15 protein-coding genes are annotated in these 15,285 nt (G+C 65.4%); all 15 read right to left on the reverse strand.

Annotated elements, in window-relative coordinates; all coding sequences use genetic code 11:
- Positions 1-5 precede the first annotated feature (5 nt).
- A complete protein-coding gene (atpA, locus tag MAAFP003_RS20050; RefSeq protein ID WP_096289563.1) occupies positions 6-1,673 on the reverse strand; it encodes a F0F1 ATP synthase subunit alpha in 1,668 nt (555 codons plus the stop codon).
- A 59-nt stretch (positions 1,674-1,732) separates the two neighbouring features.
- Entirely contained in the window at positions 1,733-3,073 is a 1,341-nt protein-coding gene (locus tag MAAFP003_RS20055) for a F0F1 ATP synthase subunit B/delta (RefSeq protein WP_096289564.1), read from the reverse strand.
- A 6-nt stretch (positions 3,074-3,079) separates the two neighbouring features.
- A complete protein-coding gene (locus tag MAAFP003_RS20060; protein ID WP_096289565.1) occupies positions 3,080-3,589 on the reverse strand; it encodes a F0F1 ATP synthase subunit B in 510 nt (169 codons plus the stop codon).
- A 9-nt stretch (positions 3,590-3,598) separates the two neighbouring features.
- A complete protein-coding gene (locus MAAFP003_RS20065) occupies positions 3,599-3,844 on the reverse strand; it encodes a F0F1 ATP synthase subunit C (RefSeq protein WP_090609504.1) in 246 nt (81 codons plus the stop codon).
- 84 nt (positions 3,845-3,928) lie between these two features.
- Positions 3,929-4,687, reverse strand: a complete 759-nt coding sequence (gene atpB, locus MAAFP003_RS20070; RefSeq protein WP_096289566.1) for a F0F1 ATP synthase subunit A — start codon at positions 4,685-4,687, stop codon at positions 3,929-3,931.
- Positions 4,680-5,144 carry an ATP synthase subunit I gene (locus MAAFP003_RS20075; RefSeq protein ID WP_090605135.1) on the reverse strand — a complete coding sequence of 155 codons (465 nt, stop codon included), beginning with the start codon at positions 5,142-5,144 and terminating at the stop codon, positions 4,680-4,682. Before MAAFP003_RS20075 ends, atpB begins: the two co-directional genes overlap by 8 nt.
- A 224-nt stretch (positions 5,145-5,368) precedes the next feature.
- Positions 5,369-6,601 (reverse strand): glycosyltransferase family 4 protein, encoded by a 1,233-nt coding sequence (locus tag MAAFP003_RS20080; RefSeq protein WP_096289567.1) that lies wholly within the window; start codon positions 6,599-6,601, stop codon positions 5,369-5,371.
- A 41-nt stretch (positions 6,602-6,642) separates the two neighbouring features.
- Positions 6,643-7,296, reverse strand: coding sequence for an L-threonylcarbamoyladenylate synthase (locus MAAFP003_RS20085; RefSeq protein WP_096289568.1), 654 nt, complete (start codon positions 7,294-7,296; stop codon positions 6,643-6,645).
- Positions 7,289-8,134, reverse strand: a complete 846-nt coding sequence (gene prmC / locus MAAFP003_RS20090) for a peptide chain release factor N(5)-glutamine methyltransferase (protein WP_096289569.1) — start codon at positions 8,132-8,134, stop codon at positions 7,289-7,291. Before prmC ends, MAAFP003_RS20085 begins: the two co-directional genes overlap by 8 nt.
- Positions 8,131-9,204 carry a peptide chain release factor 1 gene (prfA, locus tag MAAFP003_RS20095; protein WP_096289570.1) on the reverse strand — a complete coding sequence of 358 codons (1,074 nt, stop codon included), beginning with the start codon at positions 9,202-9,204 and terminating at the stop codon, positions 8,131-8,133. Before prfA ends, prmC begins: the two co-directional genes overlap by 4 nt.
- A 101-nt stretch (positions 9,205-9,305) precedes the next feature.
- Positions 9,306-9,548: a 50S ribosomal protein L31 gene (gene rpmE / locus MAAFP003_RS20100; RefSeq protein ID WP_096289571.1), complete on the reverse strand. Its 243-nt coding sequence runs from the start codon at positions 9,546-9,548 to the stop codon at positions 9,306-9,308.
- Between the two features lie 229 nt (positions 9,549-9,777).
- Positions 9,778-11,664 carry a transcription termination factor Rho gene (rho, locus tag MAAFP003_RS20105; RefSeq protein ID WP_096289572.1) on the reverse strand — a complete coding sequence of 629 codons (1,887 nt, stop codon included), beginning with the start codon at positions 11,662-11,664 and terminating at the stop codon, positions 9,778-9,780.
- 268 nt (positions 11,665-11,932) lie between these two features.
- Complete coding sequence (thrB, locus tag MAAFP003_RS20115) at positions 11,933-12,868, reverse strand: homoserine kinase (protein ID WP_096291291.1); 936 nt, start codon at positions 12,866-12,868, stop codon at positions 11,933-11,935.
- Between the two features lie 11 nt (positions 12,869-12,879).
- Positions 12,880-13,962, reverse strand: a complete 1,083-nt coding sequence (gene thrC / locus MAAFP003_RS20120; protein ID WP_096289573.1) for a threonine synthase — start codon at positions 13,960-13,962, stop codon at positions 12,880-12,882.
- Positions 13,959-15,284 carry a homoserine dehydrogenase gene (locus tag MAAFP003_RS20125; protein ID WP_096289574.1) on the reverse strand — a complete coding sequence of 442 codons (1,326 nt, stop codon included), beginning with the start codon at positions 15,282-15,284 and terminating at the stop codon, positions 13,959-13,961. The genes thrC and MAAFP003_RS20125 overlap by 4 nt, the downstream gene beginning before the upstream one ends.
- Between the last annotated feature and the right edge of the window lies 1 nt (position 15,285).

Raw genomic sequence — 15,285 nt, forward strand, 5'->3', positions numbered from 1 at the left:
GAGTACTACTTCTTCTTCTCTTGCTTCTTCTTGTCTTCCGGCGCCGGCTTGTTGACCTTGACCGACTCCTTGGCCAAGTCCTCTTCGTCGAGAGCCTCGACGTGCTCGTCCGGCACCACCGACCCGCCACCCGTAGCGGCGAAGCCCTTCTTGAACTTCTTGATGATCTCCTCGAGCTGGCTCTCGGCCTCTTCGGAAAGCTTTCCGCTATCCCGGATTCCGGTCAGAAACTTCTCCTCGGAGGCCCGCATGTGATCCAGCAGCTCGGTTTCGAAGCGGCCGACATCCTCGACGGGCACCGAGTCCAGGTGGCCGCCGGTGCCCAGGAAAATCGAAACCACTTGCTCCTCAACGGGCAACGGCTGGTACTGCGGCTGCTTGAGCAATTCCACCAGCCGGGCGCCGCGGTCCAGCTGCGCCTTGGAGGTGGCGTCCAGGTCGGAGGCGAACGCGGCGAACGCTTCCAGCTCGCGGTACTGCGACAGGTCCAGACGCAGCGACCCGGCCACTTCCTTCATGGCCTTGATCTGCGCCGCGCCACCGACGCGGGACACCGAGACACCGACGTTGATGGCCGGGCGCACACCCTGGTTGAACAGGTCGGATTCCAGGAAGCACTGGCCGTCGGTGATCGAAATGACGTTGGTGGGAATGTAAGCCGAGATGTCGTTGGCCTTGGTCTCGATGATCGGCAGGCCGGTCATCGAACCACCACCGAGCTCGTCGGACAGCTTGGCGCAGCGCTCGAGCAGCCGCGAGTGCAGGTAGAACACGTCGCCGGGGTAAGCCTCGCGGCCCGGCGGGCGGCGCAGCAGCAGCGAGATCGCGCGGTACGCCTCGGCCTGCTTGCTCAGGTCGTCGAAGACGATCAGCACGTGCTTGCCGTCGTACATCCAGTGCTGCGCGATCGCCGAACCGGTGTACGGCGCAAGCCATTTGAACCCGGCGGAGTCGGATGCCGGCGCCGCGACGATGGTGGTGTAGTCCATCGCGCCACCTTCGTCCAGAGCGCGACGCACCGAGGCGATCGTGGTGCCCTTCTGGCCGATAGCGACGTAGACGCAGCGCACCTGCTTCTTCTCGTCGCCGGTTTCCCAGTTCTGCCGCTGGTTGAGGATGGTGTCGACGCAGACCGCCGTCTTGCCCGTCTTGCGGTCGCCGATGATCAGCTGACGCTGGCCGCGCCCGATCGGGGTCATCGCGTCGATGGCCTTGATTCCGGTCTGCAGCGGCTCGCTGACGCTTTGCCGCTGAACCACTGAGGGCGCCTGGATTTCCAGCGCGCGACGAGTGTCGGTCTCGATGTCGCCCTGGCCGTCGATCGGCTCGCCCAGCGGGTTGACCACCCGGCCCAGGAACGCGTCACCGACGGGCACCGAGAGGACCTCGCCGGTGCGCTTGACCTGCTGGCCTTCCTCGATCTTCTCGAAGTCACCGAGGATCACCGCGCCGACGCTGTGCTCGTCGAGGTTCAGCGCGACGCCGAGGACACCGCCGGAGAACTCCAGCAGCTCCTGCGTCATGACCGAGGGCAAGCCGTCGACGTGCGCGATGCCGTCACCGGCGTCGACGACGCTGCCGACCTCCTCGCGGGAGCTGTCGGAGGTGAAGGAGCCTACGTACTCTTCGATCGCGCTCTGAATGTCATCAGCGGAGATTGTCAACTCGGCCATGGCTTTTCGTCTTCCTACTTGATTTCCGGCGTTCGCGGGGTGGTGGTGGCTGATTCGGGTTAGTCGGGTAGCTGCGCCTCGGCTGCGGCCAGACGCGACGAGAGCGACCCGTCGATCACCTCGTCGGCGACAGCGATGAGTAACCCGCCCAACAGGTCGGCATCGATCTCGAGCTGAACCGTCACCGGATGCCCGTAAATACGACTGAGAACTTCGGTGAGACGGGTGCGCTGGGCGTCGCTGAGCTCGGCGGCTGCGCGGACCGCGGCGACGACCTCGCCGCGGCGAGCCACCGCAACTTCCGCCAGGAACTGCACGGCCTCTTCCGCCTGCTCACCCCGGAGCAGCTCGACCGTCTGCGACAGCAACGCGACGACGAGCGGATTGACCGCACTGCCACTGGAGTCGAGTACCTTGTGCAGCAACTCCACCCGCTTCTCGGCCGGAGTGGCGTAGTCGCCCAACAAAATCGAGAGCCGCGGCTGCGCGTCCAGAATCCGGGAGAACCGGAACAACTGGTCTTCGACCTCGTCGACCTTTCCGTCGCGTTCGGCAACCTCCAGCAGCGCCTGGCGCGACATGTGTTCGATCGCGTCGACCAGGTCGGCGTTGGCCGACCAACGTTCCGAGACGGCCGCCCGCAGTACCACGAGCGTGGCGTCGCCGACCTTGCCGGACACCAGCCGTTCGAGCAGCCGGATCCGCGGTGCCGCGTCCTCGGCCGGCACGGTCAGGTACCGGGTGACCACGATCTCCTCGTCGAGCAGCTGGCCCACCGACACCAGTTCGCTGGACAGCTTCGAAAGTCCGGGTTTGTCAAGATCTTTGGCGATGGTGGTGAACCGGTCCGACAGGTTGCGCAGCGCTTCGCGACTCGACGAACGCATCTTGGTCATCAGCGGGTAGGAGACCTCCGCCGACGCCGGCGCCATCGCCTCGAGTTCGTCCAAAAACCGATCGACGGTGCCCGACTGCTGCGTCGCATCGGCGACGTAGGTCTGTACCAATTCCTTTGCCTGGCGCACGGATTCGTGTCCAAGCTCCAGGCGAAGCTGACGGGTCAGCTGGGCCCGCAGCAGCTCTACCTGGCGAGCGCCCTGTCCCGTGATGCGTTCGGCCTCGACTTCAGCCTGCGCGCGCAACTGCTCGGTGATGCGCTGGGCGTCGGTCTTGGCTTCTTCGACGACGTGCTCAGCTTCAGACTTCGCGGACTCCACCGCCTTGCTATGGGCGGTAGTGGATTCCGTCAGCCGGTCGGCAGCCTTGGCCGCGTCTTCCAATTGCTGGCGCACCGTGTTCTGACGAGCGGCCATCAAATTGCGGACTGGCGGCACGACATAACGCACCACCAGGAAAACGATGGCGGCGAATCCGATCAGCTGCCCGATAAACGTCGACATTGATAGTTACCTTGTCGCGGCAGTGGTTGTGACGTCGACGCCGAGGATGCGACTGGCCAACGTTGCCGACATGGTTGCCACGTTGGCACGCAGATCCAATTCCACAGCGTCCCTTTCGCGCTTCAGTTGCTCGGCTGCCGTCTGCACCGTCGAAGCGACCTGTTGCTCGGCTTTGGCCCGCGCGTCCTCGACGACCTTACGACCTTCCGCCCGGGCGTTGTCGCGCAACGACGACGCCTCGACCCGGGCTTCCCTCATGGCGTTCTCGTAATCCGCCTGGGCGGCCTCGAATTGCTCGTTCGCCTTCTTGTTGTCGGTGGCGGTCTTGGCGACCATCGCGTCGCGTTCGCGCAACACCTTCATGACCGGCGGCACGACGAACGTGCCGATGACGGCCAGCACGATCAAGAAGATCGCCAGCACGAAAAAGAAAGTGCCGTTGGGGACGAGGAAGTTGTTGCCTCCCTCGGCTACTAACTGGCTGGACGCCAGAACGCTGCGGCTCGCGTCACCCATCACTGCGAACTAGCCGACGGGGGTGGCGAAGACGAACAGCGCCATGAAGGCCAGGTTGATGAAGTACGCCGCCTCAACCAGACCGACGGTGATGAAGAACGGCGTGAACAACCGGCCTTGCGCTTCCGGCTGACGGGCAATACCCGCAACCAGTGCGTTACCGGCAATACCGTCACCGATACCGGCACCGATTGCGCCGCCGCCCATGATGATTCCACCGCCGATGAGTGCAGCGGCAGCGACTTGGGGGTCCAGGGCCATTCTTATCCTCCTTATAACTGGTAGTTGTCTACCAGGCTTCTGTAATCGTGTGTGGCTCAGGCCGATTCAAAGATGGTCTCAGTCATGGTGATCCTCGATCTCCATGGCTTGGCTGAAGTACAGGATGGTCAGGATCGAGAAGATGAACGCCTGGATCGCGCCGACGAAGAGGTCGAACGCTTTCCAGATCGCGTTGGGCGCCCACATGATGTAGGGCGGGAAGAGCGCGATTAGCGCGACCAAGATGCCGCCGGCGAAGATGTTGCCGAAAAGTCGCAGCGACAACGAGATCGGCTTGGCGAGTTCCTCGACGAGGTTGATCGGGGCCAGGAACGCCACGTGACCCTTGAGCACCGCGAGCGGGTGCCCGACGATGCCGCGGCGCCAGATACCGGCCACGTGGTAGCAGACGAACACGAAAAGAGCCAGTGCGAGTACGTAATTGATGTCCGCGGCCGCCGAGCTGAGTAACTCGGTGGTGCGCCCGGATTTGTCGGTGTACTGCAGCGGCAGCACCGAGAGCCAGTTGGAGATCAGAATGAACACGAAGATGGTGACCGCCAGCGGCAGGACGAAGGGCGCGATCCGCATCCCGACGGCCGCCTCGATCTGGTCACGCATCTGGACCGTGATGGCCTCCCAGAACAATTGGACTCCGCTGGGCACCCCGGTCGAGGTGATCTTCGCGCGCAAGTAGAAGGCGAGCGCCAGGACGATCAGAGCGGCGATCCCGGTCGACAGGATCGTGTCGGTGTTGACGGTCAGCCCGAGCCAGGTGGCGTGGGTGTGCTCGCCGACCTCGATCGCGCCCTCGGCCAGGAACCTCGTCTCACTCATCGCTGGTGTTCCCTCTTTCGGTACCTTCGGATGCGGGCTCCGCCCAGTCGCCGGCGCGCAGCTTCTTCCAGACCGGCAGGGCGGTCGAGAGCACCAACACCACCTGGAACAGGGCCAAGCCGAACACCACGCCTAAGCCGGCGGGCCGGAAAATGTAAGCAATGATCAGGCCGATGACGGTGATGATCGCCAGCCGAGTCGCCGAATTCAGCGCCATCGAGCTTTTCATCGGATGTTCTTTCGCCGTTATCGACGCAACGGAGCGACGCACCAGCAGCGCGTTGAGCAAACCCAGCAGCAGCCCGACGCCGAAGAACACTCCGACCATCAGATGACCCGAGAAAGCGGCGCCAGCTACCGCCACCGCGGTGATCGCAGCGCAAACCACCAGGAGCCGAGACGGGTTGAATGCAACGGACGGAAACACCAACGGCGCGTCCTGCGCTGGTGTCGTCACTGCAGCACCTCAATCCGGATTGGCGGAGCGGAAAACTTCCGACCGACTGATCGGTAGCCCGCCGAGCGTATCGCACGTCACAGGGGATTCACTCAAGGGGTATCTCCCTGCGTCGGTCGTCGATCGGCACGGTCGGAAAACGATCCGGCGGGCCGACTGGCCGGCAACCCTCAAGATTCTTTTTGGGGTTCTACCAGCACCGTACCACAAGGTCAGCGGCACTACTACTGCCCGTCGTAGTCCTCGTCGGGGTAATCGTCGCGGCGGCGCAGGAGCGGAATCACCGTCGCGACGCCGGCAACCACGATCGCGCCCAGCATCACCGCGCCGGTATCGCGCGGGTTGAAGAAGATCGTGCTGGCGGCGCCGAACGCGACGATCCCGACCCACAAATAGATGAGCAGTACCACCCGGCGATGCGAATGGCCGATCTGCAGCAACCGATGGTGTAGATGCATCTTGTCGGGGCTGAACGCGCTGCGGCCCGCACGGGTTCGCCGCACGATGGCCAGCAGCAGGTCGAGCATCGGCACGAACATCACCGCGACCACCAGCAGGAACGGTGACAGCAGAGCAAAGACGTCACGGGCGCCGTAGGCATTTTGCGAGATCGGTCCGGCCGCGGTGGTGGACGCGGCAGCAAGCATCAAGCCGATCAGCATCGAGCCGGAGTCGCCCATGAAAATTTTGGCTTTATGGAAGTTGTGCGGCAGAAAGCCCAGGCAGGCCCCCGCCAGCACGACCGAGATGACGGCCGGCGGATAGAACAGCACGTCGCCGCCATGGTCACGCAGCAGACCGACCGAGAACACGCAGATCGCCAGCGCGGTGATCAGTCCCAGCCCGGCCGCCAGCCCGTCGAGCCCGTCGACGAAGTTCATCGCGTTGACAATCGACACCGTCAGCGCCAGCGTCAGCAGGATCGACGACGCCTGGTCCAGCACGATGGTGCCGACACCACCGAACGGGATGTACAGCACGCTCCATGCGACACCCATCGTGACCAGCACGCTGGCCGCGGTGATCTGGCCGGCAAATTTCGTCAGGGCGTCCAGGCCCCAGCGGTCGTCGATGAGTCCGATGCCCATGATCACCGCGCCCGCCACCAGCACCGCCGGCATGCCGGTGGAATAGACGAAACCCCGGGTGAGCGCCGGGAGCTCGGATGCCAGGAACACCGCGGAGAGAACACCGACGAACATCGCCAACCCGCCCATGCGTGGGGTGGGCGTGACGTGCACATCGCGTTCGCGTGGGTAGGCGACCGCGCCTAAACGAGTGGCCAGCACCCGCACCGGTCCGGTCGCGAAGTAGGTGATGATCGCGGCGGTCAGTCCGACCAACGCCAGCTCGCGCAGCGGGACCCCGGCGCCACGGTCGGACAGGGTGTGCAGACCAGCGGCAAGGCTGACGAGATTGCTGGCTGGGTCGCTGGACACCACGAGACCGTACGCCACCTTCCTGAGACTTGAGGTCTCGCTTCATCACCGCTGCGCCGCTAGGCGATCAACCGTCCCGGGTCCATTCCAAGCACGTCCGCGATGCGCTCGACGCTTACCGGTCCGGCGCGCAGCAGGTGCGGCGTCTCGCCGGTGAGGTCAACGATCGTCGAGGCCGCCTGCTGCTGTGAGGGTCCCGCGTCGAGATAGACATCGACGAGATCGCCGAGTTGGTCACGCGCCTCGACGGCGTTCACCGCCGGCGGGCGACCGGAGACATTGGCGCTGGACACCGCCATCGGCCCGACCTCGCGCAACAGCTCGATCGCCACCGGGTGCAACGGCATCCGCAGCATCACCGTGCCACGGGCATCCCCGAGATCCCACTGCAGCGATGGCGCTTGCGCCACAACCAGACTCAGCGCACCTGGCCAGAACGCGCGGATCAGTTCGCGGGCCCCGTCCGGCATCGTGTAGACCAGGCCCTCAATGGTGTGCCACGAACCCACCAGCACGCCGACCGGCATGTCGCGCCCGCGGCCCTTTGCCGCCAGCAGCGCGGCCACCGCGGTGTTGTCGAACGCGTCGGCGCCGATGCCGTACACGGTGTCGGTCGGCATCACGACTAGTCGTCCACCCTTGAGCGCTCCGACAGCCGAGCTAATTCCAGCCGAACGCTGTTCGGGCTCAGCACAATTGAACACCTCAGTCACGGGCGCTCCTACACGCGGTCACGAATCTTGGCCGGCCGGTGAGATCTTGCCGTGCCCGGACGTCTTCGAAAAAACCTGTGCATTCGATTAATTCGACAGTCCGCGACGAGGTGGTGTCGTCGTGCTCGACGGCGAATACGCCGCCGGGACGCAGCCAGCGTCCAGCGAGGTCCACCACCGCGCTGATCACGGTCATGCCGTCCGGGCCGCCGAACACCGCGTGCGCCGGATCGTACTGAGCGACTTCGGGGTCCAACGCAACGTCATCCGGCACGTAAGGCGGGTTGGCCACGACCAGGTCGACTCGTCCGTCCAGCTCGGGCAGCAGACCTTGCTCGGTGACGTCGGCGCGGACCAGCTCGACCGCGGTGCCCTCCACGTTTCGCCGGGCATAGTCCAGGGCCGCATCGGAATCGTCGATGGCGATCACCCGCGCCGTCGGCCGATGCCGGGCCAGTGCCACCGCCAACGCGCCGGATCCCGTGCACAAGTCGACGATCACCGGCGCTGCGTCGAGCCGCCGCGCGACGGCCCACTCCAAGATGGCCTCGGTCTCCGGGCGCGGGATGAAGACTCCGGGGCCGACGTGCAGCAGGACCGGCCCGAACGCCGCGGTCCCGGTCAGGTGTTGCAACGGCACTCGCCGCGAGCGGGCGGCGACGATGTCGTGGTATCGCACCAAAAACTCGTCGTCGATCGACTCAACCAAGGTCAGCCGACCACGCTCGGCACCTGCCACATGAGCGGCCAATTCCTCGGCATCCCAACGCGCAGAATCGATTCCGGCCTCGGCGAGCACCGCCGCAGCAGAGTCGATTGCGCGCCGCAGGACGGTCATGCCTGTTGCAACCGGGCCTGTTTGTCGGCGGCGCTCAATGCGTCGAACAACGCATCCAGGTCACCGTCGAGAACCTGGTCGAGATTGTGTGCCTTGAAGTTGATTCGATGGTCGGCGATCCGGTTCTCCGGGAAGTTGTAGGTGCGGATTCGCTCGCTGCGGTCGACGGTGCGGATCTGGCTGGCCCGGTCCGCCGACGCGTCGGCCGATGCCTGCTCCTCGGCGAGTGCCTGCAACCGGGCAGCCAGCACCTGCATGGCGCGGATCTTGTTCTGCAGCTGCGATCGCTCGTTTTGGCAGGTGACCACAATTCCGGTGGGCAGGTGGGTGATTCGCACCGCGGAGTCGGTGGTGTTGACGCCCTGCCCGCCCTTGCCGGACGAGCGGTAGACGTCGATGCGCAGGTCGCTCTCGTCGATCTGCACCTGCTCGACTTCCTCGGGTTCTGGGTAGACCAACACCCCGGCGGCCGAAGTATGCACACGCCCTTGGGATTCCGTGACGGGGACGCGCTGCACCCGGTGCACGCCGCCCTCGAACTTCAGCCGCGACCACACCCCGTCGGCCGAGTCGCCCTTGCTGGCGATCGTCAGCGTCGCGTCCTTGTAGCCGCCCAGGTCGGAGGTGGTTTCGTCCAGCATCGTCACCGTCCAGCCGTGCCGTTCGGCGTAGCGGATGTACATCCGGGCCAGGTCGGCAGCGAACAACGCCGATTCCTCGCCGCCTTCACCGGATTTGACCTCGAGCACGACGTCGTCGGCGTCATGCGGATCGCGCGGCGCCAGCATGTCGGTGAGCTGGGTGTCCAGTTCGGCCACCCGCGCTTCGAGTTCGACGACCTCGTCGGCGAACGAGTCGTCGTCGGCGGCCAGTTCGCGGGCGGTCTCCAGGTCGTCGCGTGCCGACTCCAGCTTGCGATGCGTGGCGACGATCGGGGCCAGCCGCGCGAATCGACGGCCGGCCTTGCGCGCCTCGTCGGGATTGCTGTGCAGCTCAGGGTCGGCCAGTCGCCGCTCCAGTTCGGCGTGCTCGGCCAGCAGCACGTCAATCGTCTGTACCGGCTGCGTCATTTCACACCTCCTCCCCGGTCCCAGCGAGCTTATTTACCGCAAACGCGAACCGACGCCCGGCCTGCGCAGTTTCGTGCACAGTTCGGGCGTCGGTAAGGCAGCTATTTGTCGGCCGATTCGGCCTTGTCGGTTCCGCCCTTGCGCTTTCCGTAGCGCTTTTCGAAGCGCGCCACGCGGCCACCGCTGTCCAGAATCTTCTGCTTGCCGGTGTAGAACGGGTGGCACTGCGAGCAGACCTCGACAGTGATGTGACCGCCGTCTTTGGTGCTACGCGTGTTGAACGTGTTACCGCAACCGCAGAGCACGGTGGTCTCCCCGTATGCGGGATGAATGTCAGCTTTCATGATGTCCTCTTCGATCGTTGTCGCCCCGGCGCGAACTCCTGGGACCTGAACTGGTCCTCGGGGGTAGTCGACCGTCGATTATGCCAGGTCAACCTACATCAGCCCAAACAGCGAGATACGCCCGCGCATTCCCGGCGGCCGGTACGCCGAGACTGTAGCCACGCAGACACGGATCGGCGTGTCGTCTGCGTGGTTACAGTGTCGCCTCAGCGGTGGTCACGTCGGGACGCTAGTCGTTGTCCATGTTGCCCGGTGTCGTCTTGGACACCTGGACCAGGAATTCGTAGTTGGTCTTGGTCTTGCGCAGCTGCGACATCAGCAAGTCGATGGCCTGGTGGGAGTCCAGACCCGACAGCACGCGGCGCAGTTTGTGCACAATGCCGAACTCGTCGGGCGAGAGCAACAGCTCATCCTTGCGGGTACCGGACGGGTTGACGTCGACCGCCGGGAACACCCGGCGCTCGGAGATCTTGCGGTCCAGCTTGAGCTCGGCGTTACCGGTGCCCTTGAACTCCTCGAAGATGACCGTGTCACCGGTGGACCCGGTCTCGACCATCGCCGTGGCGATGATGGTCAGCGATCCGCCTTCTTCGATGTTGCGCGCCGCGCCGAGGAACCGTTTCGGCGGGTACAGCGCGGTGGAGTCGACACCACCGGACAGGATCCGGCCCGACGCGGGTGACGCGTTGTTGTACGCGCGACCCAGGCGGGTGATCGAGTCCAGCAGCACCACGACGTCCTTGCCCTGCTCGACGAGCCGCTTGGCGCGTTCGATCGCCAGCTCGGCGACCGACGTGTGGTCTGACGGCGGCCGGTCGAAGGTTGAGGCGATGACCTCGCCCTTCACCGAACGCGTCATGTCGGTGACCTCTTCAGGTCGCTCGTCGACGAGCACGACCATCAGGTGGCATTCCGGGTTGTTCTTGGTGATCGCGTTGGCGATGTCCTGCAGGATCGTGGTCTTACCGGCCTTGGGAGGCGACACGATCAGGGCACGCTGACCCTTACCGATCGGCATGATCAGATCGATGACTCGCGTGGTCAGCCGGTCGGGGGTGGTTTCCAGGCGCAGCCGCTGGTTGGGGTAGAGCGGCGTCAACTTCTGGAAATCGGGACGCTTCTTGACGTCTTCGACCGGTCCACCGTTGACGCTGTCCAGGCGAACCAGCGGATTGAATTTCTGCCGCTGGTTGGGCTGCTCGCCCTCTTTGGGCACCCGCACCGCGCCGGTCACGGCGTCGCCGCGGCGCAGGCCGTTCTTGCGCACCATATTCATGGACACATAGACGTCGTGCGGGCCGGCCAGATATCCGGAAGTGCGCACGAAGGCGTAATTGTCGAGGACGTCAAGAATGCCGGCTACCGGTTGGACGACGTCGTCCTCACGCAGTTCGGCCTCGCCACCGCCGCCGCCCTCGCCGGAGCGCTCACCGCGACGCCGGCGGTCGCGGAACCGGCGGCCACGCCGGCCCCCACGGCCGTCGCCGTCGTCATCCTGCTGGTTCGAGGCGCCGCGGCCTTGCTGGCCGCCCGAGCCCTGCTGATCGCCGGAATCTGATCCGCGGTCGTCGTTCTTGGATTCCTTGTGGCCTTGACCTTGGCCACCGTCGCGCTTGTCGGCCTGGTTGCCGTCGCGCTTGTCGGTCTCGCGAGGAGCGGTGCCGTTGCGGCTCTCCGAGCCCTCGCCGTCCGCCTCGTCGGCGGTGCGGGGGGCCGATCCCGCTTCGCGGGAGGCGCCGCGCCGTTCCCGGCGCTGGCTGCCCTCGTTCGCCGAATCCTTCTGTTCCCCTTGGGCAGTCGGTTCTTCGGCGGCAGTTTTCTCTTGGTTCTTGTCCTGTTCGGACTTGCCGGTGTCCTCGGACGGGGTGGCGGCGGATTTGCCGTTGGTCTGTCCCCTGATTTCCTTGATCGCGGCAATGAGTTCGTTCTTACGCATCCCCGACGTGCCCTTGACGCCGGCCTGATTAGCCAGCGCACGCAGTTCGGGCAGCACCATGGTGGACAGGGAGCCGGCCGAAACGTTGGTTTTCACGTCCGGAGTGTCGGTGGTCACGGCGTTCGGCAGCTGATTGCTGTCCGTACTCTCGTCAGCCGTGAACAGGTCCGTATCAGTCACGGATTTCCTTTCTTTCCCTCGCTGATCACGTCATACGAGGGGTTCGTCGCATTCAGCCAAATTGCCGAGTGCACCCAATCATCGACTCTGCAACGGTGATCGCCTGGGATGGCGGAGAAAACGGCGAACCTCGTCCACGAGAAGAATTGGTGTTATCCCAGCGGCAAGGCAGTATGTATGCAGATGCAGATGCTGCGATTGCTGGACGATGCCGAGGATAACCCGCATCTGTGCTCGAAGCAAGCAAACCCCCCGGCGAGCTTGTGGATTAACCAGCGACTGTGACACCCGGGCTCCAGCGAGCCCCTTCGCCGACCGTCACCTCGGTGATCCTGAATCCGTTGGCAACGCCGCAGTCCAACGCCTCCGAAGGCAACTCCGACTCGGTAGTCAATGCGATAACGGACGGACCCGCCCCAGAAAGCGTCGCTGACACATTAAGACGCCGCAGCAGCCGCAGATATTCCGCCGACGCCGGCATGGCCGGGGCTCGTTGCGGCTGATGAAGGACGTCTTCGGTGGCCGCCATCAGCAGATCCGGGCGCTGGGTCAGCGCGACCACCAATAATGCGGCGCGGCTGACGTTGAATCGTGCATCCTCGTGGCTGACCTGAGCGGGGAGCAGTACCCGCGTCTCGGCGGTCGATGACCGCTCCTCCGGGATCGCGCAGAACAGGCGGATATCAGGGTGCAGCGCCAGCGGGACGGCGGAGTAAGCCGGTGCGTCGTCGGCCCGCTCGGTCCACGAAACCACCGCGCCGCCCAGCACCGCGGCCGCGGCATTGTCGGGGTGACCCTCGAACTCCGAGGCCAGCTGGATCAGCTGCGCCTCGCTGAACGGGGCGGAATGAGTTTGCGCGACAAGGCCATTGACCGCGGCAAGACCGCTGACCACAGCCGCCGCGGACGACCCGAGACCGCGAGAATGTGGGATGGCATTGCGACAGCGCACCGCCAGGCCGGGGGCACGGACCCCGGCGGCCTGTAGCCCGCGCTCGATGGCGCGCACCACCAAGTGCTCGGGCCCCAGCGGCACCTGGCCGGCGCCCTCGCCCTCGACCTCGACGACCAAGCCGGAATCGATTGTCTCCAGCACGATCTCGTCGTACAGACTCAATGCGAGGCCGATGGTGTCAAAACCCGGGCCAAGATTGGCGCTGGACGCCGACACCACGGCGCTGGCCACCAGCCCGGCGGGCAGCAGCTGATTCACGACTAGGCCAGCCCGAGCTTCTCGACGACGAGTACAGGATCCACCGGCAACGGGGAAACGCTGGGCACATCCTTCAGCGCCGTGTCGGGGTCCTTCAGACCGTTGCCGGTGACCGTGCACACCACGGTCGACCCGCGGGGCACCCAACCGTCTTCGACAGACTTGAGCAAGCCCGCGATGCTGGCCGCCGAGGCGGGCTCGACGAACACGCCCTCGGATTCGGCCACCAGGTGGTAGGCCGCCAGGATCTCCTCGTCGGTCGCTGCCAGAAAGCGTCCATTGGATTGCTCCTGAGCCGCAACGGCGGCAGTCCATGACGCCGGCGAACCGATCCGGATCGCGGTGGCGATGGTCTCGGGGTTCTTGACGGGTTTGCCGTGCACCAGCGGCGCCGCTCCGGCCGCCTGGGTGCCCAGCATGCGGGGCAGCTTCTCGAACACGCCGTCCTGGTGGTACTCGGTGTAGCCCTTCCAGTACGCGGTGATGTTCCCGGCGTTGCCGACGGGCAGCGAGTGGATGTCCGGCGCGGTGCCCAGCGCGTCCACGATCTCGAACGCGGCCGTCTTCTGGCCCTCGATACGCACCGGGTTGACCGAGTTGACCAACGAGATTGTCGGGAAGTCGGCGGCCATCTTGCGGGCCAGCTCCAGGCAATCGTCGAAGTTGCCGTCGATCTGAATGATCTTGGCGCCGTGCATAACCGCCTGCGCGAGCTTGCCCATCGCGATCTTGCCCTGGGGTATCAGGACCGCGCAGGTGATGCCGGCGCGCGCCGCGTAGGCCGCCGCCGACGCCGAGGTGTTTCCGGTGGATGCGCACAACACGGCCTGCTGTCCGCGCGCCACGGCGTCGGTGACTGCCATCGTCATGCCCCGGTCCTTGAACGAGCCGGTGGGGTTGAGCCCCTCCACCTTCAAGTGGACCGTGCAGCCGGTCTGCTCCGACAGCCGGGCGGCCGGGATCAACGGCGTGCCACCCTCGAGCAGCGTGATCGCCGTCCAGTCTTCGCCGACCGGCAACCGGTCGCGGTAGGCGGCAATCAGACCCGGCCAGGGCTTGTGGACGGCGGTTCGCGGCGTGCTCATATGCTGGTTCCTTCCAGTCTCAGCACGCTTGCCACACTCTGCACGACGTCCAAATCGGCCAGCGCATCAACGGTTTCCGATAGTGCGGCATCGGTGGCGCTGTGCGTGACCACCACGATGCGAGCCCCCACCCGTCGCCCGCCCTCGTCCGCGACGCCTTCCTGACGGACCTCGGCGATGCTGACCTCGCGCTTGGCGAATTCGGCCGCCACCGAGGACAACACCCCGGGCTTGTCCGCGACGTTCATGCTCACGTAGTAGCGCGTGGAGATGAAACCCATTGGTGCGACCGGCAATTGGGCGTATTTCGACTCTTTCGGCCCGCGACTGCCCAGCACCCGGTTGCGAGCGGCCATCACCAGGTCACCGGTCACCGCGGATGCGGTCGGCGCACCGCCGGCCCCTTGGCCGTAGAACATCAGCCGGCCCGCTGCCTCGGCTTCCACCACCACTGCGTTGAACGCGCCGTTGACGGTGGCCAGCGGATGCTCCAGCGGCACCAGCGCGGGGTAGACGCGCGCCGAAACCCGTTGCTGACCATCGTCGGTCGTGATGCGCTCGCAGATCGACAGCAGCTTGATCGTGCAGCCCAACGCATGCGCGGACGCAAAGTCGGCCGGGGTGATCTTGGTGATGCCTTCGCGATAGACGTCGTCGGCGGTCACCCGGGTGTGGAAGGCGATGGACGCCAGGATCGCGGCCTTGGCCGCCGCGTCGTAGCCTTCGACGTCCGCAGTGGGATCGGCTTCCGCGTAGCCCAGCGCACTCGCGTCGGCCAAGGCGCTGTCGTAGTCGGTTCCGGTGCTGTCCATCGCGGACAGGATGTAGTTGGTGGTGCCGTTGACGATGCCGGCCACCCGGACCACCGTGTCACCGGCCAACGACTGGGTGAGCGGACGGATCACCGGGATCGCGCCCGCGACCGCCGCCTCGAAATACAGGTCGACATGCGCGTTTTCGGCGGCCTGAGCCAGCTCGCCGGTCGAGGTGGCCAACAGAGCCTTGTTGGCAGTCACGACCGACTTGCCGTGCTCGAGTGCGGCCAGGATTGCCTTGCGCGACGGCTCGACCGGCCCCATCAACTCCACGACGATGTCGACGTCTTCCCGCGAGACCAGCTCTTCGATGTTGTCGGTGAGCAGTTCAACGGGCACACCACGGTCGTCGGCGACGCGCCGTACCCCGATGCCGCGCAGCGCAAGAGGGGCGCCGACCCGGGCCGCGAGATCGTCCGCACTCTCCTCGATGATGCGGACCACTTCGCTGCCGACGTTGCCCAACCCGAGTACCGCTACGCCGACTGGCTTTGCATTACCCGACACA

The sequence above is a fragment of the Mycobacterium ahvazicum genome (assembly GCF_900176255.2).
Taxonomy (GTDB): Bacteria; Actinomycetota; Actinomycetes; order Mycobacteriales; family Mycobacteriaceae; genus Mycobacterium; species Mycobacterium ahvazicum.

Bases quoted from the DNA above. Each gene is read 5' to 3' on its own strand.
- atpA (WP_096289563.1), bottom strand. From the start codon at position 1,673: ATGGCCGAGTTGACAATCTCCGCTGATGACATTCAGAGCGCGATCGAA.
- MAAFP003_RS20055 (WP_096289564.1), bottom strand. From the start codon at position 3,073: ATGTCGACGTTTATCGGGCAGCTGATCGGATTCGCCGCCATCGTTTTC.
- MAAFP003_RS20060 (WP_096289565.1), bottom strand. From the start codon at position 3,589: ATGGGTGACGCGAGCCGCAGCGTTCTGGCGTCCAGCCAGTTAGTAGCC.
- atpB (WP_096289566.1), bottom strand. From the start codon at position 4,687: ATGAGTGAGACGAGGTTCCTGGCCGAGGGCGCGATCGAGGTCGGCGAG.
- prmC (WP_096289569.1), bottom strand. From the start codon at position 8,134: ATGACCGTCCTGCGGCGCGCAATCGACTCTGCTGCGGCGGTGCTCGCC.
- prfA (WP_096289570.1), bottom strand. From the start codon at position 9,204: ATGACGCAGCCGGTACAGACGATTGACGTGCTGCTGGCCGAGCACGCC.
- rpmE (WP_096289571.1), bottom strand. From the start codon at position 9,548: ATGAAAGCTGACATTCATCCCGCATACGGGGAGACCACCGTGCTCTGC.
- thrC (WP_096289573.1), bottom strand. From the start codon at position 13,962: ATGAGCACGCCGCGAACCGCCGTCCACAAGCCCTGGCCGGGTCTGATT.